Origin of the sequence: Anabaena sphaerica FACHB-251 (genome assembly GCF_014696825.1) — a bacterium.
Taxonomy (GTDB): Bacteria; Cyanobacteriota; Cyanobacteriia; order Cyanobacteriales; family Nostocaceae; genus RDYJ01.
This window is the reverse complement of the sequence record NZ_JACJQU010000002.1, coordinates 279,841-296,243: the sequence shown is the minus strand read 5'-3', so window position 1 is coordinate 296,243 and position 16,403 is coordinate 279,841. Positions and strand designations below refer to the sequence as shown.

Annotated in this window: 12 protein-coding genes; 3 read left to right on the top strand and 9 right to left on the bottom strand. The window is 40.6% G+C overall.

Going from position 1 to position 16,403, the window contains the following annotated elements:
* Nucleotides 1–224: 224 nt before the first annotated feature.
* Together H6G06_RS05020 and hetZ are read right to left on the bottom strand one after the other, a co-directional pair.
* Nucleotides 225–1,001, bottom strand: a complete 777-nt coding sequence (locus H6G06_RS05020; protein WP_190557677.1) for a PatU — start codon at nucleotides 999–1,001, stop codon at nucleotides 225–227.
* 198 nt (nucleotides 1,002–1,199) lie between these two features.
* Nucleotides 1,200–2,390, bottom strand: coding sequence for a heterocyst differentiation protein HetZ (hetZ, locus tag H6G06_RS05015; RefSeq protein WP_190557675.1), 1,191 nt, complete (start codon nucleotides 2,388–2,390; stop codon nucleotides 1,200–1,202).
* A gap of 176 nt (nucleotides 2,391–2,566) precedes the next feature.
* On the opposite strand from hetZ, the gene H6G06_RS05010 reads away from it, so the two are divergent.
* The gene (locus H6G06_RS05010) at nucleotides 2,567–3,043 is read left to right on the top strand and encodes a hypothetical protein (RefSeq protein WP_190557673.1); all 477 of its coding nucleotides are present in this window, start codon (nucleotides 2,567–2,569) and stop codon (nucleotides 3,041–3,043) included.
* Between the two features lie 70 nt (nucleotides 3,044–3,113).
* On the opposite strand, the gene sds is transcribed toward H6G06_RS05010, so the two are convergent.
* Nucleotides 3,114–4,085: a solanesyl diphosphate synthase gene (gene sds / locus H6G06_RS05005; RefSeq protein WP_190557671.1), complete on the bottom strand. Its 972-nt coding sequence runs from the start codon at nucleotides 4,083–4,085 to the stop codon at nucleotides 3,114–3,116.
* Nucleotides 4,086–4,960: 875 nt separating this feature from the next.
* Here sds and H6G06_RS05000 point away from each other — a divergent pair.
* Nucleotides 4,961–5,158 (top strand): hypothetical protein, encoded by a 198-nt coding sequence (locus H6G06_RS05000; RefSeq protein ID WP_190557669.1) that lies wholly within the window; start codon nucleotides 4,961–4,963, stop codon nucleotides 5,156–5,158.
* 115 nt (nucleotides 5,159–5,273) lie between these two features.
* Here H6G06_RS05000 and murI read toward each other — a convergent pair whose 3' ends face one another.
* From murI to H6G06_RS04980, 4 genes are all read right to left on the bottom strand, one after another.
* Nucleotides 5,274–6,131, bottom strand: a complete 858-nt coding sequence (gene murI, locus H6G06_RS04995; protein ID WP_190557667.1) for a glutamate racemase — start codon at nucleotides 6,129–6,131, stop codon at nucleotides 5,274–5,276.
* Nucleotides 6,132–6,288: 157 nt separating this feature from the next.
* Entirely contained in the window at nucleotides 6,289–8,187 is a 1,899-nt protein-coding gene (locus H6G06_RS04990; protein ID WP_190557665.1) for an N-acetylmuramoyl-L-alanine amidase, read from the bottom strand.
* 227 nt (nucleotides 8,188–8,414) lie between these two features.
* On the bottom strand, nucleotides 8,415–10,277 hold the full coding sequence (locus H6G06_RS04985; RefSeq protein WP_190557663.1) for an N-acetylmuramoyl-L-alanine amidase: 1,863 nt from the start codon (nucleotides 10,275–10,277) through the stop codon (nucleotides 8,415–8,417).
* Between the two features lie 819 nt (nucleotides 10,278–11,096).
* Nucleotides 11,097–12,485 (bottom strand): cation:proton antiporter, encoded by a 1,389-nt coding sequence (locus H6G06_RS04980; protein WP_190557661.1) that lies wholly within the window; start codon nucleotides 12,483–12,485, stop codon nucleotides 11,097–11,099.
* A gap of 234 nt (nucleotides 12,486–12,719) precedes the next feature.
* Between H6G06_RS04980 and H6G06_RS04975 the strand changes: the two genes are divergently transcribed.
* Complete coding sequence (locus H6G06_RS04975) at nucleotides 12,720–13,304, top strand: hypothetical protein (protein ID WP_190557659.1); 585 nt, start codon at nucleotides 12,720–12,722, stop codon at nucleotides 13,302–13,304.
* 271 nt (nucleotides 13,305–13,575) lie between these two features.
* Here H6G06_RS04975 and H6G06_RS04970 read toward each other — a convergent pair whose 3' ends face one another.
* The gene (locus tag H6G06_RS04970) at nucleotides 13,576–13,815 is read right to left on the bottom strand and encodes a type II toxin-antitoxin system HicB family antitoxin (protein ID WP_190557657.1); all 240 of its coding nucleotides are present in this window, start codon (nucleotides 13,813–13,815) and stop codon (nucleotides 13,576–13,578) included.
* 68 nt (nucleotides 13,816–13,883) lie between these two features.
* Entirely contained in the window at nucleotides 13,884–16,097 is a 2,214-nt protein-coding gene (locus tag H6G06_RS04965; protein ID WP_242039597.1) for a DNA phosphorothioation-associated putative methyltransferase, read from the bottom strand.
* Between the last annotated feature and the right edge of the window lie 306 nt (nucleotides 16,098–16,403).

The following is a 16,403-nucleotide window of genomic DNA, read 5'->3' as shown; positions in this document are numbered from 1 at the left end:
AAGAAAACTGATTACCTTGTCTTCAATCTTAGCCTCACCATATCGTAGCTTTAGAAGCCCTTTGGACATCTCAGGGAAGCCACGTATTACAAGTGTCCTGCTCATAGTTACTTACTATAAACGCCCTAATTACTGTTTTTGTAAGGAGGAGTAAATTTTAAAACCAGGATCATCATTTTTTAACGGCGTTTATCAACTGAGAGTAACAGCAGTGTTCATGAAAATCACATTGTGAGATTAATTGCCAACAATAAGGGCTGTTGTTCTAGTTCTGGACATTCAACTTCCAGAGTATAAGTCTGGTTGGTAGGTTGACAGTCTAATTCTACACTTGCTTTATTGGCAACGGTAGATGAAGAAACTGCTTGAGTACCATTGCCCTCAAGCTTCAAAACCCCTGGAGTGGGTAACTCACTATGAACACGTAACTTCATTAGCTTACCCAGTGACTGTAATTCTACCCTGATAATCAGAGTCCCAGCATTAGTTTGCCATTGTTGTTCTATCACCGGATTGGCAAAAGAAATTGGCAGAGTCAGATTTTCCAACAGTTGTTTAGCTGCCATTAAAGACAACGCCATTTGTTGACGCGGTTGTAAATCTGAGTAATCCCTCTGAATGTTGGGTATTGTCTCCAGGGCATCTACAGAACGATAAGAGGTTCTGAGTACCATCCCAGCTAAATCATTTATTAACTGGTAATCTTCGGGGAAAAAGCTCTCTACCGCCTGAACTAGTTTCGGTCCTAATGGTAGGGAAGATGTCAATAATAACTGACACTTATCCATCAATTGCTGAAAAATTTTATCTGGCAAAGGAATTGGCAGATTGAGCTTAGATTGCTGTGCCAACCACCCCCAGGCAGGAACTAAAGCAATCGACGACTCTTCCACAAATTCCGGATAATCTACTAATTGACTTTCCCAAGGGAATAAAGGTGGGTGGTTTTGGATTTCGACTTGTAGCCGACGCTTGAGGACGGCTTGGAAACGTTCTTGCACAGTAGGAATTTCTCCTAGTTCAAAGGTTTGGGATTTTCCTCTCTAATTTGGCTCACTACTTTATTAGTATGTAGCAGCTTCCTTGAGAGGGTCTTCTACCCCATCAATTTTCTCACACTCTACCCAGGGATGCTCGCCGGTTTGACATTATCTGCCAAGAACCAATCGAGTAACTGGTATTGTAAGGGTTGTGAGTCACTATTCATGGGTAGATGCACTAGATCCGGACACAAATGAGTTACGAATTTCCCAAGCTTGTTCCAAAATCTTAAACCACCGTTTTTGCAGTTGTGCCATTGACAATCCTAAAGTTTTGGCAATTGTTTCGTCAGGTTCTCCTTGTTGCTTCAACTCTAGTAAAGAGATATCTTTGTCCTCTAACTTTGCTGTGTACAGTTGCCATTGGTGGGGAGTCAGGCCTAAATTAGTAGGTAAAGACGCTTCCAACCATTCATGAACCAACTCCCAACGATGCAAGAGAGAAAACCGAATCAAATGATACTTAAAGCGTTGCTGCAAGTAGTCGCGCTGACGCGGGGTTAAACCCAAAATTGACTCAATCTCTTGCGCTGATAAATCCTGAAGACGCAGAGAAAAATAATCAGCACAGTCTGACTGTTGTCGTTGTTGAAGATAGTTCATCAATTCCGTAATCACCACAGAGCGCAAAGTATCTTCTTCCGGTTCTGGTTCAACTTGCATGGCCATAGCAGCACGCAATTGTTGTATGGCGGGTTCTTCCCAAGAACCGTCAGCTTCACCACTACTACCTTCAGATGCTTGTTCAATGTCAACGCTGGTTTCTGGAGGCTGTTGTTGTGAGAAGGTTTGCGCTCGCAGAATAATTAACTGTTGTTGTCTTCCTGGTAACGGAATCCGGCGTTTACCGTAGCGTTCGGTAAATGCCATATATTCGGATAATTCTAGAAGGGTTTGGGGACGATAGGTGGATGCTTGTTGATTCTCCCTGCGGAATGCATTCAAAGCCTCCAAATAAAAACTCTGGAGAAAATCTTCTATGATAGTCAGCCGCCCCTGATAGCTCAATTGCTTCTGAGGAGGATTAATATAGCGATAAATGATAGCACTTAGAGTACTGTGTAATTCTACCCTACCTCGATTAGAACCTAGCTGATAGTACCTGAGACATTGTTGCAGCCGATATCGGGCTAGGGTCATTGCGGAACTTTCTATGTCACCAGAAGCCTGAATGCGTTTGCTTTCATTACAAATTCGCAGAACTTCGCCAGCAATTCGCAATGCCACATCACGGCAATTTTTTTCTGCTGCCTTGGTGGACTGCTGTAGCTCCTTGAGTAGGAATTGAAATATAACCTCCACGCCGATAGACTTATCTCCCTGAGTAGTTGCAGTTGCGGCTGAATTCATAGTCTGAATTTTAAAAATAACCTAACATACTTAAACACAACCTGTAGGGCTGTGGGTGTTAGCTTGATAGATTTTGTGTATAAGCTACCATTTATCAGTGGTTAGTTGTCATCTGTAACTTTTTCCTGTTCCCTGCTTTAATATTTTGGAAATTGATCAGGAGCTATTTACACGCCATGACAAATTTAGAAGCACAAATTCAATCGTTGATTGACAATGCACCTGATGATGGTATAACACCAAAACTGGTGAACACAATTGCTCCTGTTTTGAAGGCGATCGCCCAAAAGTTGCAACACCTTCAGTATTATATTCTCCAAAATTTACAGGAACGCTGGGTTTTAACTACATTGAGCAACAGGGCTAATCCAGATTTAGAAAAGCGAGTAGTTTACGCCTTTCCTAGATTACAGGATGTTTCCCTGTCCTCATCTGTTGGGCTTGACCCTCAAGCAGTGGCTAAACCCATACCTGTCATTCATATTTTGTTTCAACTGGTAGCATTAGAACCAGTAGATAGTATAGTTTTTTTTGAGACTCCTGGTAGTACCAGCAACGCCATTGAAGTGCTGCGAACTGACCTGCAAACAATGATAGAACAGAAGTTGCAACAACACATTCCCACTAAGCAAGTTCCTCCAGATATCGCCTGAATCAATTTTGGATGTTAGATTTTGGATTTTGGATTTTGGATTTTAGATTCTATCCAAAATCCAAAATTCCCTAATATAGCCGACTCAGTACATAATCAGTCATGTTAATTAATGCTTGTCGTGATTCTGAAGCTTCTAAGGTGACAATATGTTCAGCGGATACCTTAGCATGGTGAGCAGCTAATTCTCTAGCCCGCTCAATGCCTTGACTATCTGAGATCAGCTTCAACGCTTGCTCTAAATCTCCTTCTTGGGCAAACTCTCTTTCAATCAGCACTTCCAGGTAAGGTTGTTCCTCTAGAGCAAATAACACTGGTGCGGTCAGATTACCGCTTTTAAGATCAGATGCGGCTGGTTTACCTAAAGTATCTGTCGAACCAGTGAAATCTAGAATATCATCTACTATTTGGAATGCCAGACCAAGATGCTTACCGTAGTTATACAAGTTTTCAGCACTCTCAGGGGAGACTTCGCTGAGTAATCCAGCGGCTTTGGAACTGTTAGCAATCAAGGAAGCTGTTTTGTAATAGCTCTTTTGGAGGTAAGTTTCCGTAGAAAGGTTAGTATCAAAACGATTCAGCCCTTGTTGAATTTCCCCAGCAGCCAAATCCATGATTACTTCTGAAAGCAGTTTAACTACATCCAAATTGTCCAGATTTGCTAAATACCAGGAGGACTGAGCAAAGAGGAAATCTCCAGCGAGTACCGCAATGCGGTTGCCAAATAAACTATGAACCGTAGGCACTCCACGGCGTACATTTGACTCATCCACTACATCATCATGTACTAAGCTGGCTGTGTGGATCATTTCCGTAATCTCTGCTAATCGTCGATGACGGGGCGTGATGTCTTGTTCTAGCATGGTCGCCCGCGATATCAGCAGCACAATGGCCGGTCTGATGCGCTTGCCCCCAGCACCGAATAGATGTTCGGCTGCTGCATAGAGGATGGGGTGGCGATTTCCAACTAGCTGTGTGAGGTTATCTGCTAGTATTCGCAGGTCTGCTTCCACAGGGGTAAACAGGGAGGTGGCTGGGGTCATGGATGGGCGGACTCTGACTTTGGTTACGAAAGTTTACATATCCTTTAATCATTTTAAGATAAACCATTGCAAGCGCAAAGTTTTCATCAAGGAATCCCATGCCCTACTTTTCGGATCAGCCCAAATAACTTCCGTTACTAGCCCTTGCGGTTTGGCAAAAAGCGAAGCGGTAAAGGAGGAGGAGAAAACAGGAGATGAAGCAATATTTTACAATACTCAATAAGGCACAAATTTTTACATAAAATATGTATAAAAACTACTCAGCAATAATATATAAGAAAAAATCAGCAAAACTTGTGTGTCAACATTGAGAAAATTTGAAATTTAGTCCATAAGTTAGCTGAAAATCCAGGTCTGTTGTGTTACGCTAAAATATAGGAATTTTAAATTTTTGAGATATTCACTCCCAAAAAAAGTCAATCATCGATAGGTGATTTTACTTATGGGATTTGTGAGTCTAAAATAACAAGTCGCCGACAGAATGAAGGGAATGATTCCTAACAATTTGCTGTGCGGCAAGAATACCTTTTGGGTTGGATAATGTGCTTTCTATTCAGGAAGCCACTACACATTTTCAGCTAACGTTGATCATCAGTGTAGTTCTTACTTGATTGGTGTGAAGGTACATAACGCAGACTAGGTAGACTGCTGAGGAGCGCAGTTTTAACTTGCTATTTAGCAACTTAACTGCTGTCGGAGGTGTGGTCTGTGAACAACTTAATTAAATAATAAATTGCCTGACTAGAGAAAATTAAGACTCTACTGGGTGGCTTTGCATAGGCGACTACAGCGATCAAAAATGTACTTGATTAGCTGAATCTCTACTATGTGTGTATGCAATTTTATAGTCCTTTGAAAACTGAGTTGGTGGAACAATGATTTATGGAAATATGCCTATGATGATATTTATTTTAGCTGCTGGATATTTATTTACAGTCTACTTATTATTAGCACTAGCAAAGCGAACGGGCAGGAATAGTGTTCTTAAAAGTGGTACTTCCATGATTCAGGAGCAGCACAAGCAGGAAAGAGGATTAAGAGCAAAGGTGACTGAGGTAGTCAATAGCCAATAAAGCTTGAGATTTTGGATTTTGGATTGACGTGGTTCTGTACTCTTGCTTTACAAGCAAGCTGCTTGTCGGCATCACAAATCTAAAATCCAAAATTATTTGACTAATGACTAATGACTTAGGAGACTGTGGCATCAGTTAAGTAGACTTGTTCTACCAGAGGGGTATAGCCTAACCAGTGTAATCCAGACTGAGCAAATTGTTGGGGACAACCGCTGACAGCAAAGCGAGTAGGCATGGGTAGGTGATTATTTCTGACGCTTAATAGGTCTAACTCTTGAGCGCAAGCTGTGACAACATGAACAGCTGGATCAACTAACTTGACGTGGGAAGGGAGGAGTGATCGCAATACAGGTGCTAGGAGTGGATAATGGGTACAGCCGTAGATTAAAGTGTCAATTTCCTGTTTTAGCAAAGGTTCAAGATAAGCTCTAGCAACTTCGGTTGTGTAAGGATCGTGAATACGATTTTGTTCAATCAGGGGGACAAATTCTGGACAACTAACTTGCCAGACTTGGACATCAGGTTGTATTTCCATCATAGCCTGACGATAGGCATTGCTTTTGGCAGTAGCTGGGGTAGCAATGACACCAATCCGCTTACCCATCTGTACTGCGGCCCTTGCGCCTGGTAGGACTACTCCCAGGATTGGGAAGCTGAATTCCTGACGGACATTTTCTAGAGCTAGAGCAGAACTGGTGTTACAAGCCATAATCACCATTTTCACTCGTTGCTGTTGCATCCAGTTCAGTATTTCCCTCACATATTGTAATATTTCAGCTTGTGAACGAATACCATAGGGAAGATGAGCAGTATCCCCAAAATAAATAATTGATTCATTGGGAAGTTGTTTATAGATTTGTCGTAGTACCGTCAGCCCACCTACACCACTGTCAAACACCCCAATGGGAGCGCGTTGGGCTTCTTTATCAGAAAAATCGTCAAGATTACCTTCAAAAATGGAAGATGAATACACAGGCAAATAGTGATTTAGATTTTGCTATTTAAAATACAGAATTTAGCAGACAATCTGATAATTGACCACTAGTGATAGGGAATAGGCAAGAGGGAAGAGGCAAAAGGCAAAAGTTGATGAATTTTCCCCAGTCCCCAATCTCCAGTCCCCAGCCTCTTCATCTTTGTTGTAAGTAATTGAGGATACCACGAGCGATCGCATCAGCCATGCGGTTTTGGTATTCTGGCGAGCCTAACCGGGGGTTATCCTCACGACCAGTCATATAACCTGTTTCTACTAAAATCGCGGGCATAGAATTTTTCCTAAGTACATAAAATCTAGCTTTGCGAGTTCCTCTGTCTTTGAGAGTACCAATATCTTGGAGCATAGCCTTGCGAACTGCTTCCGCTAGACCATAACCACTGTCGTAATAATATACTTCTAAACCATTGACATCAGGGCGATTATCTACCGCGTTAGCGTGAATGCTGACAAATAAATTTGCATTTACGCGATTTGCTATATCTACCCGCCCTTGCAGTTCTACAAAAAAGTCAGCATCTCGCGTCATCACAGCTTGTACGCCATTTTGCTCCAAAATTGCAGCCACTCTTCTACCAATTGGCAGGATAACATCCTTTTCTAACAAACCGCCTAGACCGGGAGCGCCCGAATCTTTACCACCATGTCCGGGGTCAATCACTACTATCAGTTTGCCTCTGGGAACTGATAAGCGGGGCTGAGGTTGTGGTTGGGAATTTTCTATAGCAGCATCTGGTAGCTGTCCTTGGCTTCTGGGTAAGGGAGGTAGAGTAATGGGCGGTTGTAACCGACGAGAGTTTTGTAATTGCAGAGCTATAATTTGCTCTCCCACTTGGTTAAGTTCGCCAATTTGTATACCCGATGCGGGTTGAACCAAGACAACTACATTGTTGGGGGCTTGTGGTTGTAGGCGCACCCTCAGCACAGGACTATTGGCATCAAAAGCGGGTCCTCTTACCTTAGCAGCTAATTTAGCATTAGGAATGGTGATCCGAAATAAACCAGAGTTTCTATCCCAACCGCCAGTAGCGGATACAGCTTGGTCGGCTCTAATTAGTAGTTGTGTGCCATTAGCAGCTAATTCTACAGCCTGAATTGTGGCTGGGGAATGAATAACATTTTGTGCAGAAGATTGATTTTCTTTAACTTTGGCAAGACGATCAGGTAGGACGACAAAACCGCTAGTACCGTTTGTTGTTGCCCGCCAGTCGGGGCTGTTGCTATCCACCTGTAAGGTCATGCGGACAGCAGGTGGTTTGCCTGATAGTTGGGTAAGTCGGATGCGGTTGACACCATAGCGATTAATCAACAAATCTCGTTGTTCTAGATTTGGTGATAAGGCAGCACCAGCAATTTCAACATTTATAGTTCGGTTATCTTCGCTGCGATTAACTTGAATTTGGGGATTACCACCACTGGTACGAATAAAAAAACCATCTCCTGTGACTCGCAAATTCTCAATTTGAACTATCCCCCCTGTGGTGTTGACTGCCATTTCTTGGTTAGGTAAGGTGACAGCAGATGTTGTCACCATGTTGTAAGTATTTCTGGGGGAGAGTGTTGGCGTGAATGGAGATGAAGGGGGTATAAGTGTGGGTGTTTCGGCTGCTGGCTGATCGGCATAAGCCGAGACAGGGACTAAATCAGCTTCTAGCTTTGGTAATTGTACGAGCCAGCGACTACCAGTAGACGCTGTAAATTTTACTAAGTTGGGGTCTAGAGTATAACCAGGAGTCAGTTCTACAACTACGCGTGTTGTTTGTTGGTCAAACTGCCCAATGCGGATAGCGCGAATGGCTCCACCTATTTGCTGGGTTAATTGCGAACGACCAAAGCTAGTATCTGGCAAATCAATTACTAACCGAGTGGGGTTAAAAATGAGTTGCGCTTGGGGCTGTACAGGACTAGATGTGTTGATTTCTAGTCTGTTTTGATTGGTATCAAACCGCCAAGATTCTAATTTCGCGGCCGTTGCTGGCGATGATAGTATGAATATGGTTCCAACAGTGCTGGGTATTAACCACTGTAGTTTCAAAGTCCTTTCTCCTGATTCGCATTCATGGGAGTCGTCAATATCTAAGTCCTAACTCACACCTTTATCGTCCACACTTGAGCTTGGTGCTGGCAGCCAGACACAGCTAATGGCGTAATATCGTAGCATAGGTTTTTGATTTTGCCATGGTGTGAGGCAAATCAATTTCACCTCCAAAGAGCGATGCTCAACCCCTACTGACTCATGAGTCCTAAATGCTTACAAATTACTTATCTTTGCTTTAAGTACTGGAGAATACCCTGAGCGATCGCTTCTGCCATTTGATTTTGATAAGCTGTAGTTCTCAGCTTGGCTGCATCCTCTCTACCAGTCACATAACCAGTTTCTACTAAAACTGAGGGCATAGAACTTTGTCTGAGAACATAAAATCTAGCTTTCCGTACTCTTCTGTCTTTGACATTGACACTTTGGAGAATTCTATTATGGATAATGCGAGCCAAACTCAAACCATTATCGTAATAATAAGTTTCCAAGCCACTAACCTCGGGACGATTTAGACCTACTGAGTTAGCATGAATGCTGACAAATACATCAGCGTTAGCTCGTCGTGCCATTTGCACTCTTCCTGGGAGGGTAACAAAGTAGTCAGAATCCCTGGTCAATACTGCTTGGACACCGTTTTGTTGTAAAATTGCTGCTACTCTGAGGCTAATAGGTAAAATTATATCCTTTTCCTGTAATCCGCCAATACCAATAGCTCCTGGGTCTTTACCACCATGTCCAGGGTCAATGACAACCAATAATTTACCTTTCGGAACGGAGGGACGAGGACGTGTCCGGGGATTCCTGATATTTGGATCTGGTAATTGACCACTGTTAGGGGATGGTAAGGGTGGTAAGCTGATTGGGGGTCGAGCTTGACTATATCGTTGTAATTGTAGAGCCAAAAGCTGGTTGCTGACTTGGTTGATTTCCCCAATGCTGACTCCCGATGCTGGTTGGACAAAAATAACTACAGTGTTGGGTGCTTGGGGTTGCAGACGTACTCGGAGGACAGGACTATTGGCATTGAAAGTGGGTCCTTGGACTCTGGGAGCTAATTTAGCATTGGGAATGGTGATGCGAAATAGTCCAGAGCTTCTATCCCAGGCACCGGTAGCAGATAAAGTCTGGTCGGCTCTAATGAGTAATTGTGTGCCATTACCAGCTAATTCTACAGATTCAATAGTGGCTGGGGAGTTATTAGCAACAGTGGGGTTGTTAGGGGTGGGAAGGGGTGTTGATTTATCAATACTTTGAGGTAAGCGAACAACACCTTTAGTCGGTAATAGAACCAAGCCACCAACATTACTTGTACTTACCCTCCAGTCAGGACTATTTTTATCTACCCGTAATGTCATGCGGACACTGGTTGGTGTTGTTCGCAGTTGGGTGAATTCGATGCGGCTGACACCATGAGCATTAACGCTTACATTTTTTTGTGTCAATTGTGGTGATAAAGTAGCGTCAGCAATATCCATGAATATGGTGCTGCTATCAAGACTACGATTTACCTTAATCTGGGGATTACCGCCACTGGTACGAATAAAAAACCCATCTCCTGTGGTTTGTAATTTCTGAATTTGAGTCGTTCTTGCTGTGATGTTAGCTGCTGTAGAAAACTCAGCCTTCGCCTGGGAGTCTATGGTCGCTAAATTATAGGTATTATTGCTATTGTTGCTGGTTGTGGATGGGAGTTGTTCTGTTTCGGGGTTTGGTAGTTGTACTGTCCAGCGATTAGAATTTATGGCTACAAATTTGACTTCTTGGGGGTTGAGAGTATAACCAGGAGTCAATTCTACAACTAGGCGGGTTGTTTGTGGATCAAACTGTCCCACGCGAATTGAACGAATTGCACCGCCTACGGGTTGGGTTAATTGAGTTCGCCCAAATTGAGTATTTGGCAAATCGATTACCAAACGTGTGGGGTTAAAAATTAGTTGTGCTTGGGGTTGTACAGCACCCGAAGTATTAATTTCTAGTCGATTTTGATTTTTATCAAATCGCCAAGATTCCAATTTGGCCGCTAAAGTCGGGGAAGATAGTAAAAGAATAGTTCCAACTGTACCGGGTAGTAAGTAGTGTAGTTTCAAAGTTATTTCTCCTGAGTTGCATTTATAAAAGTCATCAATATCTTAATTTCACATTTTTTTTTTGCAAATCTGCACACTATCAACACTGATAATAATTGGGGATTTTTTATTTGGGGATTTTCTGATTAATATTCTCTACTACAAGGTTATTCTTGGAAGCTAAAACTTGATATTAAAATTTTACTGCTACTGAATACAAAGACATAACCAATAGTCATTAGTGATTAGTTTAAAAATATCACCATCGTTACCAATAGAAAAAGCATTAAAAATCCAATCCTGTTGCTTCCTGTTTCTTTTCACCTGTGTTTCTTGACATAACAATCATATTTAAGTGTGTTCTTGAATGCACATCTAAAATAATACACACTATTCTCAAGTTATCAAGTTAATTTGCCGGATGCTACTCCCTAATTATGGGATAAATATTGAGAATATAATAGGTTAGTAAAGGTAGAGTCAAAACAAATATCATTCCCAAGCCTAGCAAGAATGAAAAACCAAAGAAAATTGACTATCGCAGAAGACGGTGACTGAGAAATATAAGTTTCCGTTAAGTATTAATACTCTCAATATAAGTTTTCTGTTTGAGGGTTGAAAAAAATCTGTGTTCATGAATCAAATTGGACTGCTATATCTGGGTATGGTTCCCAAGCAGAAATAATGATTGAAATTTCAGGCATGGGGAAAGTTGGCCAAAATATACTTGTCCATAGTTGATTATGGACAAGTACAAACCGGAAAAAGACTACTTTTACTTATTCACGCTCTCCTGAGAATCTGAGGTAACTTCCAAACTCATGGTATCATTTGCTATTGCTATAGTAATGATGTGTCAGAAGAACCCTCTAAAGTAGCTGCGGTTGTTGGTTCGGGAAAGACGAATCTTAACAGAGGGGGAGCTAAAAAGGTAGTGAGAATTACCATCATAATTATTGCTGCTCCTAGTGGTTTTGAGAGAGCGCCACTAGCTGCACCAACACCGGCAAATACTAAACCTACCTCACCTCTGGGAATCATACCCACACCAATTGCCAGGCGGTTAATCCCAGGTTGACCAAACACGGCTAAACCTGTGATCACTTTACCAAGAATGGCGACTGTAATCAGGAAGATTGCCATAATTAAGCCTTCCCGATTACTGGGAATTGCTGGGTTTAAGACTCCCAAATCGGTTTTTGCGCCGACGGCAACAAAGAAAACTGGAACTAGCATATCGGCAATGGGAAGCACTTGATTTTGCAGTTCTTTACGTTTATCAGTTTCTTCCAGGACTAGACCTGCGGCAAATGCTCCCAGGATAGCTTCTAGGTGAATGATATCAGCGAGGTAGGCCATGATAAAGGCGAAGATGAAAGCTGGTATGACTACTCCACCGCGTGTTTTGAGTGTATCAGCGATCGCTACAAAGCTCTTATTGAAAAGATTACCCAAAACAATCGCACCGATGAGAAAAGCAGTGGCGCTGACAATTAAATAAATGACATTGCCCACATCTACCGCGCCATCTTTGGCCAAACTGGCCACTACAGCCAGCACGATAATTCCCAGTATGTCATCTATAACTGCCGCACCTAGAATAATCTGCCCTTCTTTAGAATTCAAGCGTCCTATTTCTGAAAGGACTTTGGAGGTAATACCAATACTGGTAGCTGTCAAGGCGGCTCCAGCAAAAATAGCTGGTACAGCACTGATACCAAATAAAGTCATTAAGCCAACAGTACCTGCGGCAAACGGTACTACTACCCCCACCACTGCCACAACAAAAGCTTGGATACCGACTGCCATTAAGTCTTTTAAATTGGACTCCAAACCAATTTCAAACAGCAGGATAATCACACCCAGTTCTGCTAAAACAGAAACGACCTCTGATTGTGCGGCAAATACCTGTGGAGTAGCTTCTGGGCTTAAACCAGCGGTGATTTGCAGGAAATTCATAATTAATGAACCAGAACTGTCTGTACCACCTTCTGGGAATACCAACAGATGTAATACAGATGTGCCAACTATGACACCACCGACAAGTTCACCTAATACGGGTGGCAAACCTACTTTGTTCGATAATTCTCCACCAACTTTGCTGGCCAAGTAAATTACCACTAAACTCAGTAGCACCGCTGCTACCACCATTGAACTATCTGCGGATTCTGTGGCACTAGCCAACAGGGGAACAGTAAAATTAAAATTGATTGTGCTGAAAAACTGCATTGGTTCTGTGAATATCCTTCTATGTTATTTGTACTCTGTTATGGAAACCATTTCATAGCTGTTGATATATAGACAGTCCTAACAGCAACGATAAGTTATTTTATATATTTATAATACTGGTATAACGTATAAACTCAGTAAGGGGAAAATTTTTCGGTATAGATGGTATGCGTGGGTGTCGGGTGTAGGGTGTAGAGGAATAATGATCATGTTCCCTGTTTAAAGGTGCTATCAATGAATATGAAAGAATTAAAACTAGGTAAATACCTGAGATTAGAAGAATTTTGTACCTGCACCCAGACTTATCATAAATATGCCCAACACATCAACCCGTTTCCACAAAATATCAAAGAAACGATTCCTGCTTTACAAGATTTAAATAAATTTATCATTGACCCCATTATTGATAATTACGGAAGAGCAAATTTTATTCTCACTTATGGATTTTGTTCTCCAGATTTAAAGAAATATTTGGAAAAGAAAGACCCATTGACAGGAGAAAAAAATGGTCGGGTTGCACCTAAGCTAGATCAACATATAAGTTATGAACTCAACAAAAATGGTAAATACTACTGTGAAAGATTGGGTGCAGCTTGTGATTTTATGATTGCAGATTTACAGAGTGAGATTTTAGTAGATTGGATTTTGGAAAATAATTTACCTTTTGATTCTTTGTATTTTTATGGTAGCACCAGACCGATTCATATTAGTTATGGACATCAGCATAAACGAGATATTTGGACGTTTGGGGATGCTAGACAACCGACGAAGAAGGGGATTGAACATTGGGTAAAGATGGCGAAAGAGCAAAAAAGATGAAAATACTCTGTTAGGAACTGTAAACAATAACACTATAATAATTTATTAGTTTTTGGTATAATTATCTAATATATTTGTGGATTTACGAATAAATTAGAATCAATAATTAAGGTTGATAGACCAAAAACCTATTTTTTCAATATAGCTGTAGACAAGGCAGTTAGGACATTCTCAAAAGCTAAAAGCTACTGATAACAAAGGTTTTACTTTTGCCTCTTGCCTTCCGCTATAATTTTAATAAATTCTTTAGATTTGACACTCGGAAAAATACTCATACTAAAACACTTAATGGCTTAACAATAAAATCTTCTTTAGGGATAGGTTGACCATCAGCCATTAAACTTTCAAGATATAATTCAACAGCTTCTTGTATATTGGCGATCGCTTCTTCAAAAGTATCTCCTTGAGAATGACAACCTTTCAAAAGAGGACAAAAAGCATGATATTCTCCCTCTTCTTCCCTTTCGAGAATGACGGTGTAATTATAAACTTGTTTGCTTTTATTACTCATACTTTAATTTCCTCATTAATCACTTTTTCATTATAAACCATCTTTTCAAACATCCTCTAAAAATATAACTAATTCTCCTCACCATCTGTCCCCACAACAGCATCATTTTCAACTAATTCCATCGCTTTTTGTCGCTCTTTTTTACGATTATTGATAGCAGATTTGAAAAGTTTCAACTTATAAGGATCAGCATCCTTGCACCAATATAATTTATATCCTTTAATAATGGTAAAATGTTCTTTTAAACATTTCTGCCAACCCGAAAGATGACTAATACTTTGCCAATTTTCTAACAGTCCTCTATCTTCTTCTTGAATCGTTAATTTCGCCAATTTATCATATAGCGGATAGTCAGGATTTACTAAAGTTTCTAATTGATGCAATATTGGTGGATCATCATCAACATCATATTCTTTATAAGTGACGTGCAAATACCGTAAATCAATCGTCATTGATCTATATAATGTAGGATGGGGTTCATTATCAAAATCAGGATAAAATAAATAGGAAATCTTTGGTGTTTTCAAATGAAACTTAATCACATTAGCTTCTTCTAACCTACCAATAGTGCGACTAGCGCACCCTTCATATAATCGTAAGAAAGGATCAAGTGATTGTAATGCAGAAATATGAACTAAGAGCGAATTAGGTAATTTTTTACCAATTTTACTTTCGTGACAGCGTTTGATAATTAATTCTGTATTTCCCACACTCCTTAACATTTGATCCGCATCTAAACAAGCCTGTTTATAACTACTATATAATCCTAAAACATCCTCTTGAACTGCTGGCGGTAGTTGCGATAATCTGGGACGATGACTAAATTTTGTTAATGCTAAATAAACTAATAAATCTTGACGACGTTTATCTGCGATCGCTTCCCATTCTTCTGAGTCTGTCGCTTTAATAATCACTTGAAAAGCACGTCTTAAACTACTAAAATGTTGACAAATTTCCTCTTCTTGGGGTAACTCACCCTTACCAGGTATTCTACCCCGTTCAGTCATAAAAGCCATCAAGGGTGCTAACAGTTCTCGATGTTCTTCAAACTTTTGAATACAAGCTCTCACTTTAGGAGTAGTAGCACGAGAACGATAACGAGAAGCGCGAAATAGTTCGGTTTCAGCAGGATCTCGAAAAACAAAATAAACCCCCAAAGCGATGGGAATAGCATCAACTCCCAAAATCTGATCAATGTAAACTTTTAATTCCTCTTGTTCATAATATTTCTGAAATGTGTTACGTCTGGTGATTACACCATCACCATAGGCCATAACACCTTTTTGAGAGTCAGATATTAACACCTGAGCAGATACCAACAGAACTTTTTGCGTCAGTTCCCAAGCTTTTATTAATGCTTCTCTACGCTCGCCTTGATCTTCTATAACATTAATCACAAAACCAATATTCACAATATCCGCAGGTATACAGGGACTATCTGGTAAATAATAAGGGTCCCACCCGGTACTGATATAACCATGTTCAGCGATGCGGTTCATATCCCCACCATGTCCACAACCATAATCAAAAAATGTGGTTTCTGAACCAAATAAACCTGCATCTAAAGCTAAACGCACAGGACGAGAAAAATCATGACGAATAATAGCGGCTTTATGTCGTTCTATTTTGGGTATTAAATCTTCTGCATTAATATTAGTTTGTTTTTTAATTAAGGTATGTCCCTGTATTTCTACTCCATATCTTTTTAACCTTTCTTCCCAACCCAACCTAGTACCAATACCTCTAGTATTGTTGAGTAAACCCAAAGTTTCTTGAACGCGGGTTAAGGCTGCAAATTCTTCGTAAAGAGGATAGTCAGGGGTAACAAAGGTTTCTTTGCGATGAAGAATAGGAGGATTTTCTGTATCAGTGTAATCTCGGTAGGTAACAGTAAGAGTTTCTACATCAATTTGAATACTAGACTGTAAAGCAGGATGGGGGTCAGTATCAAAGTCTGGATAAAATAAATAGGAAATCTTGGGTTTGCTGGTGCTAAATTTAACTATTGTTGCTTTTGGTGCTTGAGGCGCAGCACTGCGAGCGCGGCTTTCATATTTCTGAAGTTGGATGTCAAGGGTATACAGCGCCAAAATATGGATGTAAAAAGCATCAGGTAGAAGTTTGCCATATTGACTGTTGTAGCAATAAGCAGCGATGGCGCTGAGTGAAATCTGCTCTGGAGTTGGGCAAACTTCCTCAAGGGTGTTCAAGCTGTGGTCAGGCTTAACCATTGCACTCATTAGTAGAAAACTGGCGGGAGAAAAAATGATCAGATGCGACATTTTCATCTCAATTCTCTAATGATAATTATGATTTGATCTTTTTTGTAAACAATAAGATTTATTATTAAGCAAGTTCGCCTAAAATGAGTTTACTCTCACCATGATTATGGCTATATTTCTACTTTTATAGTCAAATCTTTTAAGTAATATTACTGAAAAGGTATAACAATTTAAATACTAGCTTCTCTTGATTTGCAGTTGGTATTTACAGTGGTTTTACTCTGGTCAATTTCGGACAAATAAGCTTAATATTGACAATATAGCTGATATAACTGCTGTTAAAACTGGGGAACAATCGATGATAAC